At 32.0% G+C, this 16,843-nt stretch carries 16 protein-coding genes; 13 read left to right on the forward strand and 3 right to left on the reverse strand.

Translation table 11 applies throughout. The features are described 5' to 3' along the window. Positions 1-30 precede the first annotated feature (30 nt). The gene (locus N7277_RS08530; RefSeq protein ID WP_274779143.1) at positions 31-378 is read left to right on the forward strand and encodes an RNA recognition motif domain-containing protein; all 348 of its coding nucleotides are present in this window, start codon (positions 31-33) and stop codon (positions 376-378) included. A gap of 71 nt (positions 379-449) precedes the next feature. Here N7277_RS08530 and N7277_RS08535 read toward each other — a convergent pair whose 3' ends face one another. The 3 genes from N7277_RS08535 to N7277_RS08545 form a co-directional block, all read right to left on the reverse strand. Next, positions 450-2,249 (reverse strand): DUF4153 domain-containing protein, encoded by a 1,800-nt coding sequence (locus N7277_RS08535; RefSeq protein ID WP_274779144.1) that lies wholly within the window; start codon positions 2,247-2,249, stop codon positions 450-452. 79 nt (positions 2,250-2,328) lie between these two features. Then, complete coding sequence (locus tag N7277_RS08540) at positions 2,329-2,718, reverse strand: BlaI/MecI/CopY family transcriptional regulator (RefSeq protein ID WP_274779145.1); 390 nt, start codon at positions 2,716-2,718, stop codon at positions 2,329-2,331. Positions 2,719-2,759: 41 nt separating this feature from the next. Beyond that, positions 2,760-3,257, reverse strand: coding sequence for a phosphatase PAP2 family protein (locus N7277_RS08545; RefSeq protein ID WP_274779146.1), 498 nt, complete (start codon positions 3,255-3,257; stop codon positions 2,760-2,762). Between the two features lie 285 nt (positions 3,258-3,542). On the opposite strand from N7277_RS08545, the gene pdhA reads away from it, so the two are divergent. From pdhA to N7277_RS08605, 12 genes are all read left to right on the forward strand, one after another. Next, complete coding sequence (gene pdhA / locus N7277_RS08550; RefSeq protein ID WP_274779147.1) at positions 3,543-4,544, forward strand: pyruvate dehydrogenase (acetyl-transferring) E1 component subunit alpha; 1,002 nt, start codon at positions 3,543-3,545, stop codon at positions 4,542-4,544. A gap of 96 nt (positions 4,545-4,640) precedes the next feature. Continuing rightward, positions 4,641-6,254, forward strand: a complete 1,614-nt coding sequence (locus tag N7277_RS08555; protein ID WP_274779148.1) for a pyruvate dehydrogenase complex dihydrolipoamide acetyltransferase — start codon at positions 4,641-4,643, stop codon at positions 6,252-6,254. Between the two features lie 130 nt (positions 6,255-6,384). Beyond that, complete coding sequence (locus tag N7277_RS08560) at positions 6,385-7,050, forward strand: ABC transporter ATP-binding protein (protein ID WP_069798382.1); 666 nt, start codon at positions 6,385-6,387, stop codon at positions 7,048-7,050. 28 nt (positions 7,051-7,078) lie between these two features. After that, positions 7,079-7,756: a RadC family protein gene (radC, locus tag N7277_RS08565; protein WP_274779149.1), complete on the forward strand. Its 678-nt coding sequence runs from the start codon at positions 7,079-7,081 to the stop codon at positions 7,754-7,756. After that, positions 7,753-8,649 carry a hypothetical protein gene (locus N7277_RS08570; protein ID WP_274779150.1) on the forward strand — a complete coding sequence of 299 codons (897 nt, stop codon included), beginning with the start codon at positions 7,753-7,755 and terminating at the stop codon, positions 8,647-8,649. Before radC ends, N7277_RS08570 begins: the two co-directional genes overlap by 4 nt. A gap of 35 nt (positions 8,650-8,684) precedes the next feature. Beyond that, a complete protein-coding gene (locus tag N7277_RS08575; protein WP_274779151.1) occupies positions 8,685-9,194 on the forward strand; it encodes a DUF7935 family protein in 510 nt (169 codons plus the stop codon). Between the two features lie 29 nt (positions 9,195-9,223). Next, positions 9,224-9,841, forward strand: coding sequence for an inorganic pyrophosphatase (locus N7277_RS08580; RefSeq protein WP_274779152.1), 618 nt, complete (start codon positions 9,224-9,226; stop codon positions 9,839-9,841). A 178-nt stretch (positions 9,842-10,019) separates the two neighbouring features. Continuing rightward, on the forward strand, positions 10,020-12,293 hold the full coding sequence (locus N7277_RS08585; RefSeq protein WP_274779153.1) for a sodium-translocating pyrophosphatase: 2,274 nt from the start codon (positions 10,020-10,022) through the stop codon (positions 12,291-12,293). A gap of 93 nt (positions 12,294-12,386) precedes the next feature. Next, positions 12,387-13,472 (forward strand): DNA polymerase III subunit gamma/tau, encoded by a 1,086-nt coding sequence (gene dnaX, locus N7277_RS08590; protein ID WP_274779154.1) that lies wholly within the window; start codon positions 12,387-12,389, stop codon positions 13,470-13,472. A gap of 203 nt (positions 13,473-13,675) precedes the next feature. Continuing rightward, positions 13,676-14,077 carry a hypothetical protein gene (locus N7277_RS08595; protein WP_274779155.1) on the forward strand — a complete coding sequence of 134 codons (402 nt, stop codon included), beginning with the start codon at positions 13,676-13,678 and terminating at the stop codon, positions 14,075-14,077. Positions 14,078-14,089: 12 nt separating this feature from the next. Next, a complete protein-coding gene (locus N7277_RS08600; protein WP_274779156.1) occupies positions 14,090-15,364 on the forward strand; it encodes a TIGR00341 family protein in 1,275 nt (424 codons plus the stop codon). Positions 15,365-15,399: 35 nt separating this feature from the next. Beyond that, a complete protein-coding gene (locus N7277_RS08605; protein WP_274779157.1) occupies positions 15,400-16,809 on the forward strand; it encodes a chloride channel protein in 1,410 nt (469 codons plus the stop codon). The last annotated feature ends 34 nt before the right edge of the window (positions 16,810-16,843 follow it).

Below are 16,843 nucleotides of genomic sequence, written 5' to 3' on the forward strand. Positions count from 1 at the left end.
AGGACAATTTTAATTTAATTTTTTTTAACAATGAACATTTTTGTTTCAAACATCAATTACGTAACTAAAGATTATCAGTTACAAGATTTATTTTCAGAATTTGGCGAAGTTACTTCGTGCAAAATTATTACAGACAGAGAAACGGGAAGAAGTAGAGGATTCGGATTCGTAGAAATGAATAACGATGAAGGACAACAAGCGATTGACGCTCTAAACGGTAAAGAATTTAACGGAAAAGAGCTTAACGTTTCTGAAGCTAAACCAAGAGAAGAAAAACCAAGAAGAAGTTTCGATAGCAACAGAGGTGGTGGTTACGGAAACAGAGGTGGTTACGGAAATAACAGAGGTGGAAACGATAGAGGTGGAAGCCGTTGGTAAACAATCTTTTTTCAAAGAAAAAAATGAAGCGACTCAGTAATGAGTCGCTTTTTTATTGGTCTATTTCGAAATTATTTTTTCTTGATTAAGATGACCATCTCTTTCGTGAAAATGTTATCTTTTTTATTGATTTTGTTATTGGTAATTTCTGAAAAATATACTTTGAAATGATACTGGTGCAGATCAAATTCTGTAGAAATTTCTTCCAATGGAGTATTGAGTTGGTCTGCATTATCTTTTTCTAATTGTTTTTTGAGAAAAGGAGTTAAATCATAAGATTGAGTAACTTTGGTAGGTGATTCTAAATCAATGATATATCCTGAGAAAATGTAACCATCTCTGATAGGTCTAGTTTGCAACATATAATCGTCAATATGTTCTTCATTTTGAATGTCAGTATTGCTAAAAACAATAAGTTTTTCGTAGTTCTGAATGTCATAATTTCTTTTGTTAGAAAACACACCTTGGTAATCGTTCTGGTAATTATTCTTTTCCTTAGATTTAATGGTGTTTTTGAAAGAAATTCTTATTTCTGAATTAGCCAAATATCTTTCTTGTTCAAATATTTTTTTGAATTTAGAAAAATGAGTTTCCGGGATATAACTTAGGAGAAAAGTCTGTTGTTTTCTTTCGTTTAGAAATTGAAATTTATTAGCAATTTCCAAAACTACAGAATCTTGAGTAGCTTTTTCGAAATTGATTTTTCCTTTTTCTAGAAGGTGATTTTTGGTTAGAATCTGTATTAATTCTGTTTTTTGACTTCTTTTAGCGGTAGAAAAAGCATTAACATAAGGGAAAATCAATGCAAATACACCGAAGGCAAACAGTGAAATTGGTACAAATTTAATAGTAGCTTTTCTATAAAAGATAGAATAGAAAACGACTGTGGTAAGCCAAAGTGCCAATAGCAAAACGAAATATCTAGGTTCTGTGTAGCCATATTGTAAAATTCTGGTAAAAATAGCTACAAATAATAAAACCAATAATGGAATAAGTGTGTAATAGAAAATTTTGGAGAAAACTTTTACCCAAGATTTTGCAGAAGCTTCTTTCAGAGGATGGACCAACAGCAAGGCTAAAATTCCGACCACTGAATAAATTAAGATGAGATAAGAAACCCACCCTCTTGGTAGTTCCCAATTAATCAATATTTTACCAGCGTAAAAATATAAAATGGTTACATAAATTAATAAAAGGGGAATAAGAACAAACTGTGTGAAGAATTTTAGGATTTGTGGGTAGCTTCCGTCTTTTTCAAGTTGAAAAATTCCTTTATCATTAAATATTAAAAATATAAAAGTACTTCCTAAAATGGCTAAAAATAGCATAGTTTTAGGATAAAGATTATTATTAAAATTAAAGTCAAATAATTTATCTACCGCTAAAATTGCTAAAACAACTCCTAAAACTAAAACGCCCGTAAAAACTGCAGTCAGGAAAATATTGATGAATAAATTTTTATTGAATTGCCAAAAATTAAGTTCAGGCTTTTTATTTAGAAATCCTGAAAACGAGACGAATAAATGTAATAAAATGACTAATGAAAAAATAACATAACCATTTACTACAGTAAAATTTTTCTCAGAATCTGGTAAATAAAAATAAAACCAAACCAAGAATGCAGCTCCCAAAATTTCTATAAAAAAACCTCTGCCAATTCTTTGGGAAAGCATTTTGATACCAAACATAAGCGAAATTCCCAAACAGCCAGCAAAAGCTAATTTGGTTACCAAAAATTGATTGGCTTGATGGTCAATTTCTATTGCAACAACCGAAGAAATAGCTGCAATAAGTGCTGCGGTAAGCACCATAGGATATCTTAAAACGACATCGTCGGTTTTCCCCCAGATTTCTTTAAATTTTGTAATCATGATTGTGTATAGTTTGAAATTGGAAAAAGGTATTCTATTACATAAACTTATCACATGTAACATCTATTATCCAAGAGAATTATTTTTTCTTTTTCTTTTTCTTCTTTTTCTCCTTATCCTTATCCTTATCTTTTTCGGGTACAGAGAGTTTTACCATTCCTTCATTCATTAAGTCCATTAATAAAGCATTAGGATTATTATCGTAAAAATTAAGAATGAAGTTCTTTAAAAGTGTTTTTTTATAATTATCCTGAGTTACAGAGATTTCATACTTATGAATTCTTCCTTCAGAAAGAGGTTTTAGGTAGTTTTTGGTAACCAGGTTTTTCAAAAAAGTAGAAACGGTATTTTGGTGTGGCTTCGGCTCCGGAAAAGCAAGCATGATGTCTTTAAGATAAGTAGGGCCAAGTTTCCAAATAATTTTCATGACTTGTTCTTCGCCAGAAGTCAAGGATTTTAGATTTTCCATATTCTTGAAATTGAATTATAAATGTAGTAAAAATTTTAAGATTATAGAAATGTCTGAATATTAAAATATAGATAAGATAAAGATACTACTGTGCCTATGAAGGCTCCCATGATGACTTCTTTCGGGGTGTGTCTATTGAGGATGATTCTAGAAATAACTACAAATGAAGTGAGAACGAGCCAAATAATGCCCAAAGTAGGACTTAAAGAAAAGAATAATGCCGTTACAAAAACATTAAAAGCGGTATGCATAGAACTTTTGATGAAAAAATTACTGATGTGCATAATCAGCATGAGTATAAACAAGAAAACAATTATGAAAAGCAAGTCAGTTCTTTGTTTAGTATAATACAAAACTCCAGTATAAATGGTAATGACTATAAAATTAAAGAGATAAAGACTGTTTCTCTGTTTTCGGTCAGACACATCCATGTTGGTGTAGTTTCCTTTCTTCACATTCCAGCCAATCCATGAGAAAATAGGAATAACTACTAAACCAATCATTAATAAAATATTGACTAAAGATTCTTCCCAGGTCATTTTTACGTATGCAAAACAAACAAAGAAAATTAATAAAGAAAAAAGTGGATTGAGTAGATTAGAAATTACTTTAGAAAGGGATACAACCGCAGAAAAACTTTTCTAAGACATGGATTTATAAATGTTTTTTCAAAAATACTTTATTTAAAGAAACAAATATCATCATTATTTGTGACATAAGTTTTCTTATAAACAAAAGAATTTTACTATTTTTGCATATTATTCAGAAAAATGCTCTCAACAGGCATTTTAAATTTTGAAAAATCAACAAATTAAAACTTATCAATGAAAGAGTTTTCTAAAGAAGTTTATTTGCAATGGTATGCAGATATGACAATGTGGAGAAGGTTTGAAGACAAATGCCGTTCTCTTTATCTAAAACAAAAAATTAGAGGTTTTTTACACTTATACAATGGCCAAGAAGCAATTCCAGCAGGATTTGCCCATGCTATGGATCTTACTAAAGATGCTATGATTACAGCATACAGATGTCACGTGCATCCTATGGCAATGGGAGTAGATCCTAAGAGAATTATGGCAGAGTTATGTGGTAAAGCAACTGGAACTTCTAACGGATTAGGTGGTTCTATGCACATTTTCTCAAAAGAGCATAGATTCTATGGAGGTCACGGAATTGTAGGTGGTCAGATTCCATTAGGAGCAGGTATAGCATTCGCAGATAAGTATTTTGAAAGAGGTGGAGTTACCATTTGTTATTTTGGTGATGGAGCTGTAAGACAAGGTGCTTTACATGAAACCTTTAACATGGCAATGAACTGGAAACTTCCAGTAGTTTTCGTGGTAGAAAATAACCAATATGCTATGGGAACATCAGTTTCTAGAACAGCAAACCACGAAGACATTTACAAATTAGGTTTAGGTTACGAAATGCCTTGTATGCCTGTAGATGCTATGGACCCTGAAAAAGTTGCAGAAGTAGCTTACGAAGCTGTAGAAAGAGCAAGAAGAGGAGACGGGCCTACTTTCATAGAAGCTAGAACTTACAGATTTAGAGGTCACTCTATGTCAGATGCTGAACCTTATAGAACTAAAGAAGAAGTAGCTCTTAAAAAAGAAGAAGACCCAATCGTTTTAGTTAAAAACAGAATTTTAGAAAACAAATGGGCTACTGAAGAAGAATTAGAAGCTATCGAAGAAAAATCTAAAATGTTCGTAGAAGAATGCGAAGCTTTTGCAGAAGAGTCTCCATATCCAAATGCTGAAAAAGTATATGAATATGTATATTCTGAACCAAACTATCCATTCTTAGATAAATTAGAAAATTAATTTTAAATTCATTTGAAATTTGAAATTTGAGTTTGAAATTCTTTGAGTTTTAAATCTCGAATCTCGAATCTCGAATCTCAAATCAATATAAAAATTATGGCTGAAGTAATTACAATGCCCAGACTTTCTGATACAATGACCGAGGGAAAAGTATCAAAATGGCATAAAAAAGTAGGTGATACAGTAAAAGAAGGCGATGTTTTAGCCGAAATCGAAACAGATAAAGCCGTTCAAGATTTTGAATCAGAATTTAACGGTACTCTTTTATACATTGGTACAGAAGAAGGAAGTAATTCTCCTGTAGATAGCGTTTTAGCAATTATAGGAAATGCCGGAGAAGATATTTCTGGTTTAGTTTCAGGAGGTAGTTCTGCTCCTCAAACAGAAGAAAAGAAAGAAGAAGTTGCAGTTTCTGCACCAGAAGTTTCGGCCGTTTCAGCAGAGATTCCTGCAGGTGTAGAAGTAATTACTATGCCTAGACTTTCTGATACCATGACTGAAGGAAAAGTAGCTAAATGGCACAAAAATGTAGGAGATGATATAAAAGAAGGTGATATTCTTGCAGAAATCGAAACAGATAAAGCGGTTCAAGATTTTGAATCAGAATTTAAAGGAACGCTTCTTTACCAAGGTGTTTCAGAAGGAAATGCCACTAAAGTTGATGAAATTTTAGCTATTATTGGTCCTGCTGGAACAGATGTTTCTGCAATTGTTGCAGGTGGCGGAAAAGTTGCTGCTCCAGTTGCTCCAGAAGCTCCAAAAACAGAATCTGCACCAGCGGTAAATGCTACAGTTTCTACTACAACTTCTACTGGCGGAAGAATCAATATCTCTCCTTTAGCTAAAAAAATGGCTTCAGAAAAAGGAATTGATATCTCAACCGTTAAAGGAAGTGGTGATAACGGAAGAATCGTTAAAAAAGATATTGAAAATTATCAACCAAGTGCAGCTCCAGTTCAGCAAACTGCTGCGGTTTCTACAAGCGTAGCTTCAGCTCCTGCTGCTCAAGTTGCTATGAATTTCGTTGCAGGTGAAACTACAGAAACAGTAAACTCACAAGTAAGAAATATTATTGCAAAAAGACTTTCTGAAAGTAAATTTACTGCACCTCACTACTATTTAATGGTAGAAATCAACATGGACAAAGCTATCGAAGCTAGAAAAGAGCTTAATAGTTTACCAGATACTAAGGTTTCTTTCAATGATATGGTTATTAAAGCTACTGCTTTAGCATTGAGAAAACACCCACAAGTAAATTCTTCTTGGGCTGGTGATAAAATTATTCACCACGGAAATATCAACGTAGGTGTAGCAGTTGCAATTCCAGATGGTTTAGTAGTTCCTGTTCTTAAAAATGCAGATTATATGAATTATAATCAAATTTCTGCATCTGTAAAAGACATGGCTTCTAGAGCGAAATCAAAAGGTCTTAAAGCTAATGAAATGGAAGGTTCTACTTTCTCTATCTCTAACCTTGGTATGTTTGGAATCGAAACATTTACTTCGATTATTAACCAACCGAATTCTTGTATCCTTTCAGTAGGTGCAATTATTGAAAAACCAGTGGTTAAAAATGGCCAAATCGTGGTAGGAAATACTATGAAACTTTCTTTAGCTTGTGATCATAGAGTAGTAGATGGCGCTACAGGTGCACAGTTCTTACAAACGCTTAGAACATACCTAGAAAGTCCATTAACAATGTTACTGTAAAATTTTACAATTTTATATAATAAAAATCCTTTCATTTTTTTGAAAGGATTTTTTATTTGTGGTTTTAGAATATTTAAAAAATCTCATGTCTCATATCTTGTATCTCACATCTATTTACTATTTTTGAACTATGATTAAAGCGAAAAATATTCACAAATCTTACGGTGATTTAGAAGTTCTAAAGGGAGTAGACTTAGAAATAAAAACAGGAGAAATTGTTTCAATTGTTGGGGAATCAGGAGCTGGTAAATCTACTTTGTTGCACATTCTGGGAACTTTAGATTTACCTTCACATATTGATAAATACGGAACTGAATTAACGATAGGTGATCAATCGTTTCTAAAAATGAATGACAGAGAGATTTCTAAGTTTAGAAATGAAAACATAGGATTCGTATTTCAGCATCATCAATTATTACCAGAATTTACAGCTTTAGAAAATGTACTGATGCCAACGAGAATTTCTGGGAAAAACGAAAAAGAATCTATGGATAAAGCATTTCTGTTGTTCGAAGAATTACACATTGCGCATAGAATTCAGCATAAACCGAAAGAACTATCTGGTGGTGAAGCGCAGCGTGTAGCCGTAGCCAGAGCTTTAATCAATTCTCCGAAAATTATTTTTGCAGACGAACCCACTGGAAACTTAGATTCTAAAAATGCAGATGCACTACATCAACTTTTCTTTGATTTAAGAGACAGATATAATCAGACTTTTGTGATTGTAACACACAATAAAGAACTGGCAGAAAGTACTGATAGAAAATTAGTGATGAAAGACGGACTTATTTTATAAAAGAACCAAGTTTAGCTTAACCTAAAGAATGTCCATAAAATTCCTTTCAGAAGATGATAGACCAAGAGAAAAGTTTCTTTTGAAGGGTAAATCTGCGCTTTCAGATTCAGAATTATTAGCGATTATTTTAGGAAGCGGGAATACAGAAGAATCTGCGGTAGAACTGGCTCAGAAAATTTTGAAAAGTGTAGGTAATAACTGGCAAAACCTGAGTTTACTTTCTATAAAAGATTTAATGAAATTCAAGGGAATTGGTGAAGCGAAAGCCATTTCTATTGCTACTGCACTGGAAATTGGCAGAAGAAAAGCTTCACAAGAAATTCCAGAAAAATTAGTTATAAAAAGTTCTGAACAAGCCTATAAAATACTTTTACCACATCTTTCTGACCTCAGAACAGAAGAGTTTTGGGTAATTTTTTTGAACCAGAAAAATCAACTGATTAAAAAATCACAAATTTCAAAAGGTGGTATTTCTGCAACTCATGTAGATGTGAGAGTGCTCTTTAAAGAAGCTTTAGATAATTTTTCTACCAGTATCATTGTAGCACATAATCATCCTACTGGTGTTCTCACGCCTAGTGAAGCAGACATTAGAATGACTAAAAATATTCAACATGCTGGTGAAATTTTAGACATTAAATTATTTGACCATATCATCATTGGCGAAAATTCATTTTACAGTTTTGCAGAAGTAGGTTTATTATGATAAAGCAACTGAAATATGAAGAAATAGACTGGCTGAAATATCAAAATTGTTTAGATAATTCTGAACAAAAAATATATTCTGCTGAAAAAAAATTTCTAGATGTTACTGCTAAAAATAATTGGGATATGCTCGTTTTTGATGATTATAAGGCGATAATGCCTGTCCCTTTTATTAAAAAATTAGGATTTAAAATAGTGGTAAATCCTAAGCTTACACAGCAACTTGGTGTTTTTTCTCATAAAGATTCTGTAGATGTAAATGAGCTTTTTTTAGATTTTTTACAGAAAAATTATAAAGTCTGGTATTATGCTTTTAATGAAAAAAATAGTTTCAAAACTGAACTTAAAAGAAGAAAAAATTTTGTTTTAGAATCTGATTCTTACGAGAATATTAGAGATAAATACTCTCCAAAAAGAAAAAGAAAGCTAAGGTTAAATCCTGATGTAGCAGATTTTTCTGAAATTAAAGAAAATGTATATTTTGAAGATGCTAAAAAATTCATTGAAAATAACTTGCTTGGTGCAGAAAATATAAGAGATAAAAATAGTTTTTTGGAGATTATTCAAAGATTTTATGAAAATAAGTTGATTGATTTTTATGGCTTTTATTTTAAAGGAAGATTGATAAATTTAATAGCAATTTATCAAGAAAAATATACATCAGTTTTATTAGGAACTTATAATTTAAAAGAATTAGTCAAATTTAATGGAGCATCAAATTTAATTGATTATGCTATTAAAAAAAATATAGAATTAAGAAATTTTGATTTTGAAGGAGGAGAATTACCAAACATGGAAGAGTATTTTAGAGGTTTCAGGGCTGCAGTAAAATCTTATCCTTATATAGAAAATTCTAAAATTCAGTTACTTAAATCGTATTTTATTAGACAATAATTATTCATATCTTTGCACCCTCAATTTTTCGTGAAATGAATTTTGAAAATATGCTTCCTTATGCTTTTGCATTAATCATTACGCTCCCAATAATTTTTTTATTGAGGCAATTTGTTTTCACCTACATTAGGTTGAAGAACAAAGAATTAAAGCTTTTGGCAGTAAAAGCAAATGGGGATTTGAAAATGCAAGCTTACGAAAGAATGACGCTTTTTTTAGAAAGAATAAAACCATCGAATTTGGTAAATAAGTTTGATAAAGACTTAGCTATTCATGAGTTTATTTTCCTTTTAGAAAAAAATATTACAGAAGAATTTGAATATAACAGTTCCCAGCAATTGTATATTTCTAGAAATTCTTGGGAAAATATTGTAGCTTCTAAGAATAATGTGATTCAGCTGATGAAAAGAACTTATGAAAGCCTTAGTAACACTGCAAGTTTACAAGATTTCAAAACCATATTTTTAATGAATTATGTAAATGGCGAAGATTTTATAGCAAATACTATAGAAGATTTAAGAAAAGATGCCATTTTATTATCTTAACTTTGTAAAAATTAGAAACAATAATGATTATGATACCAAATTTTAAAGCACATCCATGGCATGGAATTTCTGCAGGAGAAGATGCTCCAAATGTAGTAACTACTTTCATAGAAATAGTTCCAGCAGATACGATTAAATATGAAGTAGACAAAAAAAGTGGATATTTAAAAGTAGACAGACCACAAAAATTTTCAAATATTATTCCAGCATTGTATGGGTTTATTCCTAGAACGTATTGTCACGAAGAAGTTAAAAAATTAGCCATTAGAGAAGGAGCAGTAGATGTTTCGGAAGGTGACCATGATCCATTGGATATTTTGGTGTTAAGTTCACACAATATTCACTCTGGCGGTTTATTGATGGATGCTATTCCTGTAGGTGGTTTTAAAATGATTGATAAAGGTGAAGCTGATGATAAAATCGTAGCAGTGATGGTAGGAGACCAAGTTTATGGGCATATTAGAGATATCTCAGAATTACCACAAGCAGAAGTTTTCAGACTAAAACATTACTTCTTAACTTACAAAAATCTTCCTTACGAAGAAGCAACTTGTAGAATAGAAGAAATATATGGTGCAGAGCATGCAAAAGAAGTGATTGCAGCTTCTCAAAAAGATTATTCTGATAAATTCGGGGGAACTATATAAAAACCGAAATTTGAGTAAATATACAAAATCTAGCGAATATTCGCTAGATTTTTTTGTTTTATTTTCAGTGCTTTACGATATAAATCATAACTTAAAAAATCTTAAATCTAAATTTGTTTTTTGTGTTATTGTTTTTATTATATTAGTTCCCTAAATTGTTAACAAAAATTAATATTCTATGAATTTACTATTTTATTTGGTACCTCTTTTTGGTGTCATAGCCTTACTTTACACCTTTGTACAGAGTTCTTGGGTAAGTAAGCAATCTGCAGGTAATGACAGAATGAAAACCATTAGTGGTCATATTGCAGATGGAGCGATGGCTTTTCTAAAAGCCGAATATCGCATCCTTACTTATTTTGTAATTGTGGTAGGTATTTTATTGGGAATTATGGGGTTTAGCAATGCTAATTCTCATTGGAGTATAGGAGTTGCATTTGCTGTAGGAGCTGTATTTTCGGCTACAGCAGGTTATATAGGAATGAAAATCGCAACTAAATCAAATGTGAGAACAGCAGAAGCTGCTAAAACTTCATTAGCTCAAGCGCTTAAAGTTTCTTTTACAGGAGGTTCTGTAATGGGAATGGGAGTTGCAGGTCTTGCTGTTTTAGGTTTAGGTTCTTTATTCTTAATTATTAAACAAATTTTTGCACCAGAAGCCAGTGTAGACTCTCACGAAATGGAAAGAACCATCGAAATATTGACCGGTTTTTCTTTGGGAGCAGAATCTATTGCTTTATTTGCAAGAGTTGGCGGTGGTATTTATACCAAAGCAGCAGATGTAGGTGCAGATCTAGTAGGAAAAGTAGAAGCAGGTATTCCTGAAGATGACCCTAGAAATCCAGCTACCATTGCAGATAATGTAGGAGACAATGTAGGAGATGTAGCAGGAATGGGAGCAGATTTATTTGGTTCTTATGTTGCTACTGTTTTAGCAACCATGGTTTTGGGAAGAGAAACTTTATCGGTAGATAATTATGGTGGTTTCGCGCCAATACTATTACCAATGCTAATTGCAGGAACTGGAATTGTATTTTCTATTATAGGAACTTTTTTTGTTAAAATTTCAGATAAAACAGAAGATACCACTGCTAAAGTTCAAAAAGCATTAAACATGGGGAACTGGGGTAGTATTATTCTAACTGCGGTTGCTTCTTATTTTTTAGTGAATTTCATTCTTCCTGAAAATATGACATTAAGAGGTTTTGAGTTTACCAGAATGGGAGTTTTCGGAGCGATTATGGTAGGTTTAATAGTGGGAACATTGATGTCTATCATTACAGAATATTACACAGCTATGGGAAAAAGACCTGTAACAAGTATTGTAAAACAATCTTCTACAGGACATGCAACTAACATTATTGGTGGACTTTCTGTAGGAATGGAATCTACTTTATTGCCTATGATTGTACTTTCTGCGGGAATTTGGGGTTCTTATCTTTGTGCAGGTTTATATGGGGTAGCCATTGCTGCTGCAGGAATGATGGCAACTACAGCTATGCAATTAGCGATTGATGCTTTTGGACCAATTGCAGATAATGCAGGAGGAATTGCAGAAATGAGTGAATTGCCAAAAAGTGTAAGGGAAAAAACAGATATTTTAGATGCAGTAGGAAACACTACGGCAGCCACAGGAAAAGGATTTGCAATTGCTTCTGCAGCACTTACCGCATTAGCGTTATTTGCAGCATTTGTTGGTATTGCAGGAATTGATGGCATCGATATTTACAAAGCAGATGTTTTATCGGGGCTTTTTATTGGAGCAATGATTCCTTTTATTTTCTCGTCATTAGCGATTAATGCAGTAGGAAAAGCAGCTATGGCAATGGTAGAAGAAGTAAGAAGACAGTTCAGAGAAATTCCAGGAATTTTAGAAGGAACTGGACAACCAGAATATGATAAATGTGTTGCTATTTCTACGGATGCTTCTATCAAAAAAATGTTATTACCAGGTTCTATCGCTATTGTTACACCATTATTAGTTGGTTTTATTTGGGGACCTGAAGTTTTAGGAGGATTTTTAGCAGGAGCTACTGCAAGTGGTGTCTTACTAGGAATGTTTCAAAATAACGCAGGTGGAGCTTGGGATAATGCGAAAAAATCTTTTGAAAAAGGAGTAGATGTAAATGGTGAAACTTATTACAAAGGTTCTGAAATGCACAAAGCTTCAGTAACAGGAGATACAGTAGGAGATCCGTTCAAAGATACTTCTGGACCTTCAATGAATATTTTAATTAAGTTAATGTCAATTGTCTCTTTGGTTATTGCACCTACATTGGCATCTATGTTTGCAGAAAAAATTGAAAAAGACAGACAACATAAGATAGAAACCATGATTTCTGCCTCTCAAAAGAAATCTGTTTCTATGACTAATTGTAATACAGAATGTATGAAAGAATGTTCCGCTCAAGGAAAAAATTGTGAAACCGAACATTTCCAATGTTGTAAATAAAAATCTAACCGTCGTATTTTTTACGGCGGTTTTTTTTGAAAAACTTTGTCATTTTAATTTTTAAAATTTCATTTATTTCCCTATTTTTGACCAATGGAAAATTTTATCGTATCCGCAAGAAAATATCGTCCGCAAGAGTTTGACACTGTTGTAGGGCAATCTCACGTTACAGATACCTTAGAACATGCCATAGAAAACAGTCAGTTAGCTCAAGCATTGCTTTTCTGCGGACCAAGAGGCGTAGGGAAGACTACTTGTGCTAGAATTTTGGCTAGAAAAATTAACGAAAAAGATGGTTCTACCTCAGAAGACGGATTTGCGTATAATATCTTTGAATTAGATGCTGCTTCTAATAACTCAGTAGATGATATCAGAGATTTAACAGACCAAGTTCGTTTTGCTCCACAAGTTGGGAAATATAAAATTTATATTATAGACGAGGTACATATGCTGTCTACAGCGGCATTTAATGCATTTCTTAAAACATTAGAAGAACCACCTGCACACGCTATTTTTATTTTAGCAACTACCGAAAAACATAAGATTATTCCTACCATTTTATCAAGATGCCAAATTTATGATTTCAAAAGAATCACCATCGAAGATATACAGGAACATCTTAGAAAAATTGCCGAAAAAGAAGGCGTAAATTATGAAGATGATGCATTGTTCTTAATTGCTCAAAAAGCAGATGGAGCACTGAGAGATGCACTTTCTATTTTTGATAGGCTTACCACTTTTACTCAGAAAAATATTACACTTGCTAAAGCAGCAGAAGTTCTTAATATTCTAGATTACGATCAATATTTGAAAATTGTAGATTTAGCGAAAGAAAATAACATTCCAGGAATCCTTACTGCTTTTAATGATATTGTTAAAAAAGGTTTTGATCCTCATTTATTTATTGGTGGGTTGGGTAGTCATTTCCGTGATTTAATGATGGCGCAAAATGCGTCTACACTTGCTTTAATAGAAGTAGGTGAGAACACGAAACAAAAGTTTTCTGAACAAAGCAAAAACTGGAGTGCTCAGCAACTCATAGATGCTATAGAAATCTGTAATCATGCAGATATTAATTACAAAAATTCTAAAAATCCTAGATTAACGGTAGAAATCGCTTTGATGCAGTTAGCCAGTCTTACTGTTGCAAAAAGTGATGATAAAAAAAAAAGTTCTTAATTCTAGCGCCACTATTTCGTAAAAAGGAAAGCGAAAAGCCAAAAGTAGCTTCAGAAAAGCCACAAGAAACTTTAACGTCAATACAAAAATCAGAAGAATCTGTTCCAAAAACTGTTCAAAAAATTACTGAACCAATTGTTAAGAAAACCATTGTTTCAGAATTTAGCATTCTTGCTACACTTAATAAAAAAGAGGAAGAAGAAGTGGTTGTAACTCCTCAGAAAAAAGAAGAAGATTTACCAGATCATCATTTCACCGAGAAAGATTTACAAACAGAATGGCAAGTTTTTCTAAGTGATTTATTTATAAAAGATCAAGTCACGTATTTTGCCGTAAATACTGCAAAACTTCATAAAAAGGAAGAAAATGTAGTAGAGATTTTATATCCTTCAGATTTGGTAAAAACTGAGTTTGAGAAAATTCAAGCGCAATTTTTTAATCATTTCAAGAGAAAAGTCAATAACTACAAAATAGAAGTTTCTTACCGAGAAGACAAAAAACTCATCAAAAAGCAAGAAACGAAAAGAGATATTTTCCAAAAATTTATAGAAATTAATCCCATTTTAAAAGATTTAGATGAATTGATGAGATTAGATTTAAGTTAAAAATTCCATTTCATGTTTAGACTATTAGATTTACATAAAGGAGAAGAAAACAAACAAAAAGTTTTAGAAAACGTAAAAGATAATATTTCTTTTTCTGGTTCTAATTTATGGATTCTAATGGCTGCGATTCTTGTAGCATCTGTAGGTCTTAATGTAAATTCTACAGCAGTGGTGATTGGAGCCATGCTTATTTCTCCTTTGATGGGACCTATTGTAGGTGCTGGTTTTGCACTTGGTGTTTTTGATTTTGAATTACTGAAAAAATCATTGAAAAATTTACTTATTGCTACCATTGCGAGTTTATTAGTTTCTACCATCTATTTTTATATTAGTCCTTTCAAAGAAGCTCAATCAGAATTATTAGCAAGAACATCTCCTAATATTTATGACGTGCTTATTGCATTTTTTGGCGGCTTAGCTGGTGTTATTGCAATAACTAGAGTGGAAAAAGGAAATCCTATTCCTGGAGTTGCCATTGCTACAGCTCTTATGCCACCATTATGTACGGCAGGCTTTGGTTTGGCAACAGGTAATTTTAAATTCTTTTTTGGAGCATTATTTCTTTATACTATTAATTGTGTTTTTATAGGAATTTCTACATTTTTAATTGTTAAATTTCTTAAATATCCATCGGTTAAATTTGTAGATTTAAAAGAAAGAAAAAGAGTACAAAATCTGATAACCCTACTTTCATTACTTGTTCTTTTGCCAAGTATTTATTTTGCCTATTCATTATATAAAGAACAGGAATTTAGAATTAAGGCAGACCAGTTTATTGAAAAAGAATTTATAGAAAAAGGAAATACTTTAGTTTATAAAAAAATAAATTTTCTAAGCAATCCTCGGAAAATAGAATTAGCTTTTTTAAAGAGAAATTTTACTCAAGATGAAATAAAAAAAATGAACCGAAGTCTTTCAGAAATTGGTCTAAATAATACCGAACTTATTATTAAAGCTAATAATTATCAAAATTTGGAAGTTTTAAAAGACGATATTCTTAATGAAATCAATAAAAATTCTGAAAGAGATAAAGAATTATTGGCTTTAAAAAGTCAAACTTCATCTTTAGAAAATAACATGCAGTTGCTTAAAGAAGCTCAAGTTTTGTTTCCAAATGTCAATGCGATAAATGTTTCTGAACTCAGTTTTGCACAAGGTGATTCATTAGTTGAAAAACCTGTACTTATTTATCAAGCATCAGAAAATCTTACTGATGAAGAACAAATAAAACTGAAAAACTGGATTGAGAAAAGGCTCAATAAATCAAATGTAGAAGTTTATAAATAAATTTTAAAGCTTCAAATCATGTAAAAAAATATTCAATGAATTTTCATTTCAAAAGATTGCTGGTTCCCCTTCGGAAAAATTTTATTGTAAGAAATATACTTTCTTATTTTAAAAACTTATACCAAAGAACCACTTATGCCAATTCTACCCTCAAAAAGCAGTTTCTACAGTTTTTACCCTTTTTATTGGCTTCTTTTATCACTGGCTTTGTGGCCTTTTTGTACAGTAAAATATTCACCTTTTCAGAAAAATGGTCTCATGAAATTTTTCATCAGAATAAATTATATATTTTCATTCTCACGCCTTTGAGTTTTTTCATTTCATGGTTTTTGGTAAGAACTTTTGCTAAATATTCAGCAGGAAGCGGAATTCCGCAAGTCATGGCTTCAGTAGAATTGTCAAAACCAAACACGCATCATCTCGTTAAAAGATTTCTGAGTTTAAGAATAATCATTATCAAAATTTTAGCAAGTGCCGTAAAAGTTTTTGGTGGTGGAATTGCAGGAAGAGAAGGTCCAACCATTCAAATTGCGGGTTCTATTTTTGTGGAAATTCATAAAAGATTGCCAAAATGGTGGGTGCCGATTTCTGAAAAAAATGTAATGATTGCAGGAGCAGCTTCTGGTTTGGCTGCTGCTTTTAATACACCACTTGGCGGAATTATTTTTGCGATTGAAGAATTAGCTAAAACTCATATTAAGTATATTAAATCTCCACTTTTTGTAGCAGTTATCATCGCAGGTCTCACTGCGCAAGGTTTTGGTGGTAGTTACTTGTATCTAGGTTATCCTAAAACCAATTACTCTGGATGGATGGTTTTTGTAGGAATCTTTATTACGGCTATTTTTGCTGGATATTTTGGAAGTAAAATGTGTAGCATTATCATTGCAGTAATGAATTTTTTTGAGAGATTCAAGAAAAATTATCAACAAGTTTTTATTGTTTTTTTCTGTGGATTTTTTGTGGCAACTTTCATCTATTTTTTCGGAACTGAAGTCATGGGGTCTGGTAAAGAATTAATGGAAAGACTGCTTTTTACCTCAGATAAATCTGTAGAATGGTATTTGCCGTTTTTGAGAATGAATGGTTTAATTGCTACTTTCAGTTTTGGCGGAGCTGGAGGCGTTTTTGCCCCTTCACTAAGTTCTGGAGCAAGCTTTGGAGCATTAATTGCTCAATTGTTACAATTAACAGGAGATAATGCTAATTTATTGATTTTAATTGGTATGACTGCTTTTCTTACAGGAGTAACCAGAGCGCCATTTACTTCTGCAATTATTATTTTTGAAATGACTGATAGGCATAGTATTATCTTTTTTCTCTTGTTAGGAGCAGTCCTTGCGTCTTTGGTTTGTAATTTTGTAACCAAGAGAGCTTTTTATGATGTTTTGAAAGAAAAATACATCGAAAAGGCTCTTAATCAAGAAAATATTGAAAAAAAATAAAAACAAATAGTCGTAATTTTCTATATTTGAAAAA

This window comes from Cloacibacterium sp. TD35, assembly GCF_028864635.1.
GTDB lineage: Bacteria > Bacteroidota > Bacteroidia > Flavobacteriales > Weeksellaceae > Cloacibacterium.